The organism is Anaerotignum neopropionicum (assembly GCF_001571775.1).
GTDB classification, from domain to species: domain Bacteria; phylum Bacillota; class Clostridia; order Lachnospirales; family Anaerotignaceae; genus Chakrabartyella; species Chakrabartyella neopropionicum.
Genome location: NZ_LRVM01000009.1, coordinates 26,449 through 38,739 on the forward strand (window position 1 = coordinate 26,449; position 12,291 = coordinate 38,739).

The following is a 12,291-nucleotide window of genomic DNA, read 5'->3' on the forward strand; positions in this document are numbered from 1 at the left end:
AAAGTGCCGTAGTATTAGAATACCTCCGATTGTTCGTCAATGCTAGAAAAGGTAGAGGAAATTAAAGATACATTGAAATATTTTGGAGGTAAATAAGCAAAATAGCAAAAGCTGCAATTCTTTGAAATAAAGAATTGCAGCTTTTGCATTTAGAAAAAAGATCAAAAATAAAGTTATGGATAGGTTGTTGACATATGCCCTTAATGAGCATATTATATACATATGCACGAATGGGTATGTGTATATATATATGGAAGGAGGATTTAATGTCGTATTTAACGGAATTTTTTAAGATTGTATCCGATGAGACACGATTGAGGATTGTTATTTTACTTGCTCAGGGAGATTTGTATGTATGTCAAATCAGCGGGATTTTAAATCTTTCTCAGCCTAAGGTATCAAAACATCTTTCAAAGCTCAGGGATTTGAATTATGTTGTTGACGAAAGAAAGGAAAAGTACATTCTGTATTCGCTAAATTTGAAGGATGATGTAATTAAAAAGTTAGTTCAAAATATTGCTGAGAATATAGAACATTATCCGGTTCTTAGTGAAGATAGAAAGCATTTGGCGGATAAACAGATTCATCTGAGTCAATGTAAAACAAAACTTCCTGGATAAAAAAAGGAGAGTAGATAATCATGTCAAAGAAATGGTATCCAGTTATTAATTATGAAAACTGCATTGAATGTGGTGCGTGCGTTGAAAAATGTAAAAATGGTGTTTATGAACAAAATACCACAAAGCCTAATGCAATTAATCCAGATGGTTGCATTGACGGATGCAGAGGTTGTCAAAATCTATGTCCTGCAGAAGCAATTGACTATGTTGGTGACAATGGAGAGCAAAAAACTGTTAACTGTGGTTGTTCTTGTAATTAGCAAATTCGTACATAAAATTGGAGGTAATATGAGAAATTCGAAGAACTTCTGTTTCTGTAGATGGAGTGGTTATTAATACCTTCATTGTCATTGTATAAATATTATTGAAATGGAGGAAATATTGTATGGAAGCCGTACTTAATGCTTTATTGGCAGGTTGGCACGCCTTGGTTCATTATTTGACCATAAGTAGAATTATTATGCTTATAATTGCATTCTTCCTGTCCGGTGCAATATCACAATTTATGTCTCAGGGTGCCGTAATGAAATACTTTGGTCCTAATGCAAAAAAAGGATTATCTTATTTAATAGCTTCTGTTTCGGGCGCAATTTTAGCAGTGTGTTCCTGCTCGGTGCTTCCTATGTTCGCAAGCATCAGAAAAAAAGGAGCTGGGATTGGTCCGGCAGTAACCTTTCTTTTTGCGGGTCCTGCAATCAACATACTGGCAATCACCTTTACTTTCAGCTTAATAGGTGTAGATATTGGTTTTGTTAGAGTATTTGGTGCTGTTGGATTATCTGTTGTTATAGGACTTATTATGTATTTGCTATTCAACAAAAGTGAAGTGGTTGATGCAAATGCATCGATGTTTAACATTGAAGATGATCACAGCAGGAAGACATGGCAAAACATCATGTTTTTTGTAACGCTTATTGCAATATTAGTTTCAGGAGTTAAGCATCCAATTATTACAGGTTTATTTGCAATTGGTCTCATTGTGGAATTGGTTTTATATTTCAAAAAAGATGAGTTACTTGAATGGTGCAGGGCAACTTTTGATTTGGCAAAGAAAATTGTTCCGCTTTTCATAATTGGTGTTTTTTTAGCAGGTGTTATTGAAGCGGTGATTCCACCTGAATACATGGTTAAATTTGTAGGGAATAATTCTTTTGGAGCGAATGCAATAGCAGCAGTTTTTGGTGCTTTTATGTATTTTGCGACTTTAACAGAAGTTCCGATTGTAAACAGCTTTATGGCTCTTGGAATGTTGAAGGGTCCAGCGACGGCTTTGCTTCTTGCGGGACCATCACTTAGCTTGCCAAACATGATCGTTATTTCTAAAGTAATGGGTATTAAGAAGACGCTTACATATGTTGGATTAGTGATAGTTTTGTCGGCATTGATTGGAATGCTGGCAGGATATATAATTTATATTTAATGGAGGATGTTAATTATGGTAATTAAAATTTTAGGAACTGGTTGTGCTAAATGTAAACAGTTGGCGGCTAATGCACAACAGGCAGTGAATGAAATGGGTATTGAAGCAACAATTGAAAAAGTGGAGAAAATTGAAGACATCATGGAATATGGAGTGATGAAAACACCTGCATTGGTTGTGGATGAGCAAGTGAAGGTTATGGGCAGGGTTCCAGCAGCTGAAGATATAAAGAAATATCTGTAAAATTAATCTTTTTACCACAACTTAATAAAAAATAATACTCAGGTTAGAACTGTAAGGCTGTCAAGATTTGTGGTATTTTTAATTAAATGCATATATTTTGAAGTAATATAATTAACTGAACATGCCAATAAAAAGTTGCTTGCTCCAAATAGAGTAGGCAACTTTTTTATATGTGAAAAGTTTTTAATTTTTTTATAAAACTAGCAACTACTTTAATAAAATTTCATGATGATAATTTGTGGGGATATGTTTTCGAAGAGTACAACAGACGAGACGTGCGTACTTTTGTCCCACAAAAACCCACAAACATCTCCACCGTCTTTATAAACAGGAAAATTGAATAAAATAGACTTTAAAGGCAATTCAGCCTCGTCACATGGGAAAATCTCTATTTCTTTGATTAGCGAAGAAATTAGAGATATTTTCTCTTCATCACTGATTTTGTCATACACCTTATCAAAGTTTGCCAGTAGGGTGTAGATGTTTTCCAGTGTGATGGCATCTTGCTCCACAGCTTTACGGCGCAGCTTTACATCTTCAATTTTTTCTTCAAGCTCTACGATGGTGTCATACAGCCCATCAAGCCGGAGGATCATATCGTGGAGCTTGCGTTCTCTAAAACGGGTATCTTCCGGCAGACTGTCAATTTCATTTTCAAGACGAGTTTTATTGAGTTCCACTTCTCTGAGTTTATTTTCATAGTTTTTGAGTTCTCTGTTTAAAGTGGAAGTATCAATTTCCTTGCCGATCCTTGATTTTATTTCTGTTGCAAAATCCTGATTTTTAATCAGCTCCCTGATTGCCTCGACGACAAGCGGCTCTATGTCAGTTTTCTTGAGCATAGCTTTATACCAAAGGTGCACGGTACATTTTTACCGCAACATCTTCTCAGTAACCCCACGTACCAAAATGAAAGAAGTTTCTATGATGCTAAAAGGCATCCATGCACAAGAATCAAAAGAATCTGCAAGAGAAAAAGCGATGCAGGTAGCTGAAAAACTCCATGAAATGAAGCTAGGTTCGGCGGCCAATAAAATAGTGGATGGAATCGAAGAAACCCTTACATACATGAATTTCCCTACCCAACATTGGACAAGAATCCGAACCAATAATACCATTGAAAGATTAAACCGAGAAATCAAGCGCAGAACCCGAGCAATCGGTGCTTTTCCTGATGGACAAAGTGCGTTAATGCTTGTATGTGCCAGACTTCGTCATGTAGCAGGAACCCAATGGGGAGCAAAACGCTATATGAATATGGAGCACCTTAAGGAGTTGGATCTCCAACACGAGTCTGATATCATAGCCGGTTGACTAACACTTACCTAACGGTTGAAAAAGAATTTGCGAAAAATTATTGACACTATCCATTTTTTGTTGTCCGATTTGCAGAAAAAGGAAGGACTGATTAAAGTGATTACAAGATTTATGAGAGATACACCTCTCGCTGCTATAGAAATAGAAATGCAATTTATTCCCGGCTTTACGCCTCGTGCCTGCGGAACATTCCGAAGCCAGCAAAGATATGTGAATCCAAACGCTATTTTATATGAAGATTCGCTAGGGTTGTTTTTGAAAGAGATAGAGATTCAGGCATTTGCTCTGCGAGTGCAAAGAATCATAGAGGTTACGAGCAATCTCGGAGAAAGCGAGGTGAACCAAATGCTTTTTAGAAATGCAGAGCATAAAAGGAGATTTCAAAGTATCTGTAAAAGTGGTCTGTTTCCGAAGCTAGAAGAAAGCTACGGATATGCAGCCGCTATTTTTTTACTCTCTGCAGATGCGTTTGTCTGGAGTAAGGCAAAAAGTTGTGTACCGTAATTCAAAGAGAGATATCCACAATGTGCTTGACAGATTAGGCTCATTGTAATATTATTGTTTATAACAATGTTATATAACGGTGTTATATAACAGGTGGAGGATAATATGGGCACGGATGATTTGAATACATTGCAGAAAATTATGGCTGAGGGCAAAAAAGAGTTCTTAGATAAAGGCTTTAAAGATGCTTCCCTGAGAAATATTGTAAAACGTGCAGGTGTCACAACGGGTGCATTTTACGGATATTATCCCGATAAAAAAGCATTGTTTGAAGCATTGGTATCACCTGCGGTAGAAGGGCTTAGAGCTATGTTTATGATAGCGCAACAGGAATTTGATCAGTTGACGGAAGTGGAAAAAAAGAAAGCCGTTTATGATTATTCGTCTGATGAGGTTAAAAAATTCATAGCCTATGTTTATGATTATTTCGATGAATTCAAGTTACTCATTTCTTGTGCTGAAGGGACAGACTTTTCGGATTTTATCCATGATCTTGTAGAAATTGAGGTGGAATACACCATAAAGTTTATGGAATCTACAGGTAATGATGCTTTGGCATCTGGAAGGGCAACTCCGGAGCTGTTACACATTATCTCAAGTGCCTTTTTTTCTGCAGTTTTTGAGACGGTTAAACATGATATGCCAAGGGAAACGGCAGACAATTATATAGATAGCTTAAGGCAGTTTTTTACGGCAGGATGGATTAGGATTTTTAATCCTTAAGAGTTTTTATAGAAGTGCGGTAAGTATCAAGTTGAGGTTCTGAGGAACCTCAAAAAAATTACCTATGAGTTAGACGTAGCTAACCAGGATGCGTGGAAAGAGGGGTTTTCATATTGAGAGGAAAGTAAAACAAAAGATGTAATATTAATTCTGTGGATATGGAAGGGGATGGTAGCTTCGTTTTGACTTGCAATTAATGCAGTTAATGTACTTTGAGCAGTTTTCATGGTAGGAAGGGTTTTACAATACTTATGGAAAGACAATTGATTTTAATTTAAAAGAATTATGTTTATTGAATAATAAAGTGAAAGGAAGGTTGAACATGAAAAAATTAAGTGAGGTAAAGAAAGGCGAAAAAGGCAAGATTACCTCCCTTCAGGGAGATTCTCGATTTTTAAGCCGTATTACTTCTATTGGGCTTACGGTGGGAAGCGAGGTAGAAATAATGCAAAATCAGAAAAAGCAGCCCGTTTTGATTTATGGAAGAGATACCATGATTGCGGTTAACCGAGATGAATGCGAAAAAATAATTATGGAGGTATCTGCAAAATGAGCGATACAACGATAGCGTTGCTGGGACAGCCAAACTCAGGGAAATCGACACTATTTAATGGACTTACCGGTTCTCGACAGCATGTAGGAAATTGGCCAGGTAAAACCGTGGAAAAAAAAGAAGGTGCTTTTAACTACGACGGAATAAGCTATGCCGTTGTGGATCTGCCGGGTACTTATAGCCTGTCTGCAAACTCAGAAGAGGAAGTTGTTACCAGGGATTACATAGCTAGCAATAAGGCTGATTTGATTTGCATCCTTGCAGATGCCTCACAGTTAGAAAGAAGTTTGTTCATGTTGGCGGATTACGCAGGTATCAATAAGCCTGTAGTATTGCTTCTCAATATGATGGATGTAGCAATTCAGCAGGGGAAAACCATTGACAGCCAAGCTATTTCAAAAAAACTAGGAATTCCAGTAATTCCTATTACCGCTTCCAATCGAAAAGGTTATGATGAATTCTACAAAAATATTGAAGTTTCAAAAAAATCACATTCCATGCTGAAAGGGAAAGAGCTGGCGGACATTTATCTGGAGATAATTGGGGAACCCTTTAGGCAACTGCTGGAGCTGCTGCCGAAAGATGGAGTGGGAGCCTTTTCCTCCTCATGGTTGGTAGCAAAGTTACTGGAAGAGGATAATCATGCAATGCAGCTTGTAAAATCCAAGGTTGATTCAGGTTGTTGGAAAGAGATTGAAACTGTACTCTCCAGTGTGAAAAATGGTAATTTATTGACAGCAGACTGCAAATTTAAATGGATAGAAATATTACTTAAGAATAGTGTAAAAAAACCAGAAAATAAGCAAGGAAAGATGAACCGTTTCGATCGTATAGCCACAAGCAAAATTTGGGGTAAGCCCATTGCGGTGGGAATCATTATTTTAGGACTTATTTTGTCTATGGTAATTGCGATTCCCATCATGGGAGTATTCCAGAATATAGCGCAAATTGTTACTGTGCAGCTTTCGACCGCGTTGGTTGCCGTTGGTGTCCCTAAAGTGATAATTTCACTGCTCTGCTATGGTGTATTGACTGCGGTAACCTTTGCCTTAATGATGGTGAGCTTTGTATTTGGCATTAGCCTAGTGTTTGGATTTATAGAAGAAATAGGGTACATGGCTCGTATTTCTTATGTATTTGATAGCACCATGTCTAAACTTGGACTACAGGGAAAGGCAATTATGCCATTCTTGGTAAGCTTTGGCTGTAATATTGGTGGTGTGAGCGGAAGCAGGGTGATTGACTCATGGGGACAGCGAGTAACCACAATAGCACTATCATGGGTGGTTCCTTGCGCTGCCACATGGAGTGTTGTTGGGCTTGTAAGTACCGTTTTTTTTGGAAGCCAAGCTTTTTTGGTTGTTCTTTCTCTATTTGTAGTAGCCTCGTTGCACATGGCAATTACTTCAAGACTATTCGGCAGACACCTAATTAAAGAAAGTGATAAAACTGGGCTGATTATGGAGTTACCACCATATCACAAGCCCCAATACAGGAATTTATTCCGGTTTGTTTTTATGCGAATGGGAGATGTACTGAAACGTGCATTGAAGACCATTATATTTGTAGCAGTTATATTCTGGGCTTTATCCTATACAGCAGACGGTAATATAGAAAATAGTGTGATTTATAAGATTGGAACCATTATTGAGCCGGTGACCATGTGGTTTGGGTTGCGTTGGCAGACCTTTATGGCATTCTTAGCAGCTGCTATGGGGAAAGAAGCGGCGCTGGGTGTATTGGCGGCATTGTTTAATTCTCAGGGGCAGACTGCTGGCATATGGGATGTTATTTCCAAGCAGGCGGCAGTAAGCACATCTGGCCTTGGCAATGCCATGCTTACTGGTATTTCCAAGGCAGAAGCCTTAGCCTTTATTTATGCATTTTTCTTTAATGTGCCTTGCCTTATGGCTTTGGCAACTACGCTGCAAGAAACCCATTCCATAAAATGGACATTACGCATAGCAGGATATTACATGGGGGTTGCCTTGCTGTTGTCGGCCATTGCATATCATGTTGGACTTTTGATTTTTTGAGGTGATAAACTATGCTAAATGAAATTCTAGACCAGTTTAAAAAAGGAAAAACCTTTTCTCTCCAGGAGCTTGCGGGCAGTCTGAATACGGATGTTCAAACCGTTAAGGCACAAATGGATTATCTGGAAAGACAGGGATATATAAAGAAGGTGGAGCTACATACAGGTTGTGCTAGTGGTTGTAGTAGTTGCGCAGGTTGTAGCCAAGGGACACACAAATCAAACATGTGGGAACTATCTTAATAGTATAAAGGAATATTGATTCAATAAGTGTGGAATAAAAAAAGGAGGAAAAACGATGACACATTGTTCGCACGTAGATGCAAGCGTAAAAAAGCTGCTTGATATGATTTATGCCCCTATGTATACGAAAACACTGTTTACGGCTATGGAGCTGGAACTTTTTTCTGAACTTGAAGAGGGGAAACTGTTTACGGAAGTCGCTGAAAGATTAATGCTGCATCCAGAAAATACGAGATTACTTCTTAATGCATTGACAGGGATGGAGCTTTTGGAAAAGAATGAGGCTCGATATAGGAATACCCCACTGGTAAACAAATATCTTTTAAGAAAATCAGAGTGGTTTATTGGAGATCATCTTAGGGTGTATAACGCTGGTACTGGTTTTGATGAAATTGATATGGTTAAGCTGATAAAGGAAGGCCCTGGCAGTGAAGCGAAAGAAAAAGAGGGATTAGAGGCTTATTCCATATTTGGAGATTGGGCTGAAATGATGAAGACACAACAAAGAGGTGGCAGAGCTAAGGAAATTTCGGATATGGTTTCTGGGCTTCCGGAATTTAAGGGATTTAGAAAAATGCTGGACCTTGGTGGTGGCCCGGGCTTGATTTGCTTGGAAATTGTAAAGCATCATCCTGAGCTGAAGGCTATTATTTTTGATACGGCCGAGGTTGGACGGGTTGCCGAGGAGTCGATAAAGGAAAACAACCTTGAAAGTAGGGTAGAGGTAATGACAGGTGATTACCTGAAGGATTCCATTGGAGAGTGCTATGACTTTATTCTTGCCATAGGAACCTTAAATTTTGCCAAGCACAACCTAGACTTGGCGGTAAAGAAAATATATGATGCCCTAAACCCTCATGGGGTATTTATGTGCATTTCAGAGGGCTTAACCCATGAGGAAACCAGACCTAAGGAGATGGTGGTATCTTGGTTGCCAAGCGTTTTGAGGGGATTTGACTTTCAATTGAAGCAAGGAGAGGTTAGTGATGCTATGCTTAGAAATGGTTTTAGAAACGTTTTTAAGCAGACGGTCAGCATGCTCACTGGGGACATGGACGTGGATATTGCAAGAAAATAGGAGGGTCAAATATGATAAAAGAGAAAAAGAAATTTATATTATCAAGATTTACACCTTATATGGGGAAGAAGAAAATTCTTTTGCCTTTGGCCTTGATTTTGTCAGGTTTATCGGCAGTACTTAATATTGTTCCATTTGTGTTGGTATGGTATATTACACGGGATATTTTGTCAAATTCCCAGGCGCTTAATTTATCAAGCATCGGTTTTTATGCGTGGCTTGCATTCGGAAGTGCCGTAGGAGGTATCTTAGTATACTTTCTTTCCCTTATGTGCTCTCATTTAGCTGCCTTTCGTGTAGAAATTGGAATGCAAAAGCTTGGAATGAAAAAGATTCTTTCTATGCCATTGGGATTTTTCGATGAACATTCCAGCGGTAAAATACGTAAGATTGTCAATGACGGCGCAGCAACGACTCATAGCTTTTTGGCACATCAGCTTCCGGATATGGCAGGAAGTGTTGTATCACCAATCATTCTTATCATTTTGATTTTTACTGTGGATTGGAGAATGGGGGTAGCTTCTCTTGTACCCATTGCATTGGGTTTTATAACCATGCGGTTTATGATGAGTGCTGAAGGGAAAAATTTTCAGAAAATGTATTATGATTCTTTGGAGGAAATGAGTTCTGAATCTGTAGAATACATTCGTGGGATTCCTGTGGTAAAAACCTTTGGGCAAAGTATTTTTTCGTTTAAGCGTTTTTATGACAGCATTATCAAATACAAGGATATGGTTCATGCATATACATTGCTTTGGCAAAAGCCCATGTCGTTTTACAGTACAATTATGCAATCGGCAGCATTCTTCTTAATTCCAATGGCTATTTTTTTAGTAGGAAGAGGAGAAAATCTTGCCCTTGTCATTGCAGATTTTGTTTTCTATATGCTTATATCACCAATATTTACTATGCTTTTAATGAAATCTATGCACTTTCAGCAAAATACCATGATTGCGGAGCAGGCAATCGACAGATTGGATCATCTTCTAGAATACCCTGCCATGAGCAATACAGAAAACAAAATTGCCATAAAAAATCATAGTCTAGAGTTTAAAAATGTATCATTTTCATATGCAGGTAGCGATAAGCCTGCTGTGGAAAAAATCAGTTTTAAATTAAATGAAGGAGAAACGATAGCCCTTGTGGGAGCTTCTGGGGGTGGAAAAACCACGATTGCTAGGCTGGCGGCAAGATTCTGGGATGTTGATGACGGGGAGGTATTGGTTGGTGGTGTAAACGTCAAGGAAATCCCGAAAAAAGAACTGATGAACAGTATTTCCTTAGTATTCCAAAATACTAAGCTATTTAAAGATTCTTTAAAAGAAAACATTATATTTGGAAAAGAAAATGTTACAAAAGAAGAACTTGAAAAAGCCATTGATTTTTCACAGTCAAGAGAGATTATTGAAAATTTTTCAACTGGACTTGATACAATCATAGGTTCTAAAGGTACCTATCTTTCTGGTGGGGAACAGCAAAGAATAGCCATAGCAAGAGCTATTGTAAAAAATGCTCCTATAGTATTGCTTGATGAAGCCACTGCCTTTGCCGATCCAGAGAATGAGCATTTAATTCAAAAAGCTTTGAAGGAGCTTAGTCGAGGGAAAACCACTCTCATGATTGCACATCGTCTTACAACTGTGCAAAACGTGGATCGAATTTTGGTTATTCAAGAAGGGAAGATTGTGGAACAGGGAAGTCACAAAGAATTGCTTAAGCAGGGAGGCATTTACAAAGCAATGTGGGAGGAATACCAAAAATCTGTAGATTGGAAAATAAAGGACAACGATGCAGTGATAGGAGGTCAATATGCTTAAGTATTTTCAAAATAAATATGCTTTATCGGAAAAAGGAGCAAAGGATCTTTTCCATGCTATCATTTGGACAATAATTATGGATATCAGCTTTATGGCTCCAGTTATTTTAGGCTTTAAATTTTTGGATGAATACATGGGTGAGCTATTGAATTCCTCCAGTGCCACACAAAGGACCATTTCATATTATGCAGTTATGTCTTTGGCTTTCTTCGTAGTCATGTTGGTTATTGGTTTATTTCAATATAATTCGGCTTATACGAAGATTTATGAAGAAAGTGCCAAAAGAAGGATTAGCTTGGCAGAAACGCTGCGAAGGCTGCCATTGGCTTTTTTCGGGAAAAAAGATATCGCCGATTTAAGCGCAACCATCATGGATGATGCGACCCAGATCGAGATGCTCTTTTCCCATTCGGTACCTCAGATTTATGCTGCAGCAGTAACTGTATTCATTATGGGTGTGATGATGTTCTTTTATAACTGGCAGTTGTCTATTGCGGTTTTCTGGGTAGTCCCTGTTGCAGCATTTATCTTTATTTTAACTAAATCACTTCAAAAAAATATGCATGCTAAGCTATATGATATAAAAAGGGATATTTCAGAAAAAATCCAAGAAGGGCTTGACTCAGCTCATGAAATAAAAGCCTATAACAGAGAGGAGTCTTTTTCAAATGCATTAAATACGCAACTCGATACGCTGGAAAAGTTTATGATTAAAGGGGAGCTTTTAATCGGCGCATTTATTAATCTGTCCTATGTCTTTTTAAAGCTTGGGCTGCCCAGCGTAATCCTGTACGGTGCGTATCTTTTGACACAAGGGGAAATCGGGATATTTACATATTTGGTATTTCTTATTGTAACTGCTCGCATTTACAATCCAATCATGGAGGCAATGGAAAATTTTGCACTGCTCTTATTTTTAAATGTGCGGATTAATCGCATGAAAGAAATGGATAAAATGCCAAGACAGGATGGAAGAGATAAATTTAATCCAAAGAATTACGATATAGAATTTAAAAATGTTGATTTTTCCTATCAGGATGGTAAGCAAATTTTAAATAACGTCAGCTTTACAGCAAGGCAAGGGGATGTAACAGCACTTGTAGGGCCTTCAGGTGGAGGAAAGAGCACAATAGCAAAATTAGCTGCAAGATTTTGGGATATTGATAAGGGCGCAATAACCCTAGGCGGAGAGGAAATCTCACAGATTGATCCGGAGACACTTCTGCAGTATTATTCTATAGTATTTCAAGATGTCACTTTGTTTAATTCAAGCATTCAAGATAATATCCGTCTGGGAAAGAAGGACGCCACTGATGAGGAAGTCATTCGGGCAGCAAAGCTTGCCCAATGCCACGAATTTGTCAACAAGCTACCCCAGGGATATGAAACTTTAATTGGCGAAAATGGAGAAAAATTATCTGGTGGCGAAAGACAGCGCATCTCTATTGCAAGGGCTATTCTAAAGGATGCACCTATTATTCTTCTCGATGAGGCAACTGCATCCCTTGATGCGGAAAATGAAAGCAAAATACAAAGTGCTCTTGGTGAACTTGTAAGGAATAAGACAGTGGTGATTATTGCCCATCGCATGAGGACCGTGTTAGGTGCAGATAAGATTGTGGTGATTAAAGATGGTGTTATTGCGGAAATCGGCACACCTTTAGAGTTAAAGGAAAAGCAAGGGCTATTTTCAACCATGTTAAAAACACAATATCAAAATAGCTAGTTTTGTGGGTAG

Annotated in this window: 13 protein-coding genes and 1 pseudogene; 13 read left to right on the top strand and 1 reads right to left on the bottom strand. The window is 38.2% G+C overall.

Annotated elements, in window-relative coordinates; genetic code table 11:
* The first annotated feature begins 266 nt into the window (after nucleotides 1-266).
* From CLNEO_RS12040 to CLNEO_RS12055, 4 genes are all read left to right on the top strand, one after another.
* Entirely contained in the window at nucleotides 267-620 is a 354-nt protein-coding gene (locus CLNEO_RS12040; protein WP_066089366.1) for an ArsR/SmtB family transcription factor, read from the top strand.
* A 20-nt stretch (nucleotides 621-640) separates the two neighbouring features.
* Nucleotides 641-880, top strand: a complete 240-nt coding sequence (locus tag CLNEO_RS12045) for a 4Fe-4S dicluster domain-containing protein (protein ID WP_066089369.1) — start codon at nucleotides 641-643, stop codon at nucleotides 878-880.
* Between the two features lie 125 nt (nucleotides 881-1,005).
* Nucleotides 1,006-2,040, top strand: a complete 1,035-nt coding sequence (locus CLNEO_RS12050) for a permease (protein ID WP_066089372.1) — start codon at nucleotides 1,006-1,008, stop codon at nucleotides 2,038-2,040.
* A 15-nt stretch (nucleotides 2,041-2,055) separates the two neighbouring features.
* Nucleotides 2,056-2,283, top strand: coding sequence for a thioredoxin family protein (locus CLNEO_RS12055; RefSeq protein ID WP_066089374.1), 228 nt, complete (start codon nucleotides 2,056-2,058; stop codon nucleotides 2,281-2,283).
* A 212-nt stretch (nucleotides 2,284-2,495) separates the two neighbouring features.
* Here CLNEO_RS12055 and CLNEO_RS12060 read toward each other — a convergent pair whose 3' ends face one another.
* Nucleotides 2,496-3,125, bottom strand: coding sequence for a hypothetical protein (locus tag CLNEO_RS12060; RefSeq protein WP_201032925.1), 630 nt, complete (start codon nucleotides 3,123-3,125; stop codon nucleotides 2,496-2,498).
* A gap of 1 nt (nucleotide 3,126) precedes the next feature.
* Between CLNEO_RS12060 and CLNEO_RS12065 the strand changes: the two are divergent.
* The 9 genes and pseudogenes from CLNEO_RS12065 to CLNEO_RS12105 all read left to right on the top strand — a co-directional run.
* Nucleotides 3,127-3,597: pseudogene (locus CLNEO_RS12065) on the top strand (transposase); the annotation flags it as partial.
* Nucleotides 3,598-3,696: 99 nt separating this feature from the next.
* A complete protein-coding gene (locus CLNEO_RS12070; protein ID WP_201032927.1) occupies nucleotides 3,697-4,104 on the top strand; it encodes a hypothetical protein in 408 nt (135 codons plus the stop codon).
* A gap of 105 nt (nucleotides 4,105-4,209) precedes the next feature.
* The gene (locus CLNEO_RS12075) at nucleotides 4,210-4,827 is read left to right on the top strand and encodes a TetR/AcrR family transcriptional regulator (protein ID WP_066089377.1); all 618 of its coding nucleotides are present in this window, start codon (nucleotides 4,210-4,212) and stop codon (nucleotides 4,825-4,827) included.
* Nucleotides 4,828-5,149: 322 nt separating this feature from the next.
* On the top strand, nucleotides 5,150-5,380 hold the full coding sequence (locus CLNEO_RS12080) for a FeoA family protein (protein ID WP_066089380.1): 231 nt from the start codon (nucleotides 5,150-5,152) through the stop codon (nucleotides 5,378-5,380).
* Nucleotides 5,377-7,416 (top strand): ferrous iron transport protein B, encoded by a 2,040-nt coding sequence (gene feoB / locus CLNEO_RS12085; protein ID WP_066089383.1) that lies wholly within the window; start codon nucleotides 5,377-5,379, stop codon nucleotides 7,414-7,416. Before CLNEO_RS12080 ends, feoB begins: the two co-directional genes overlap by 4 nt.
* A gap of 11 nt (nucleotides 7,417-7,427) precedes the next feature.
* Nucleotides 7,428-7,658, top strand: a complete 231-nt coding sequence (locus CLNEO_RS12090) for a FeoC-like transcriptional regulator (RefSeq protein ID WP_066089386.1) — start codon at nucleotides 7,428-7,430, stop codon at nucleotides 7,656-7,658.
* A gap of 55 nt (nucleotides 7,659-7,713) precedes the next feature.
* Nucleotides 7,714-8,736, top strand: coding sequence for a methyltransferase (locus CLNEO_RS12095; protein WP_066089389.1), 1,023 nt, complete (start codon nucleotides 7,714-7,716; stop codon nucleotides 8,734-8,736).
* 11 nt (nucleotides 8,737-8,747) lie between these two features.
* On the top strand, nucleotides 8,748-10,553 hold the full coding sequence (locus CLNEO_RS12100; protein WP_066089392.1) for an ABC transporter ATP-binding protein: 1,806 nt from the start codon (nucleotides 8,748-8,750) through the stop codon (nucleotides 10,551-10,553).
* Entirely contained in the window at nucleotides 10,546-12,279 is a 1,734-nt protein-coding gene (locus CLNEO_RS12105) for an ABC transporter ATP-binding protein (RefSeq protein ID WP_066089395.1), read from the top strand. The genes CLNEO_RS12100 and CLNEO_RS12105 overlap by 8 nt, the downstream gene beginning before the upstream one ends.
* The last annotated feature ends 12 nt before the right edge of the window (nucleotides 12,280-12,291 follow it).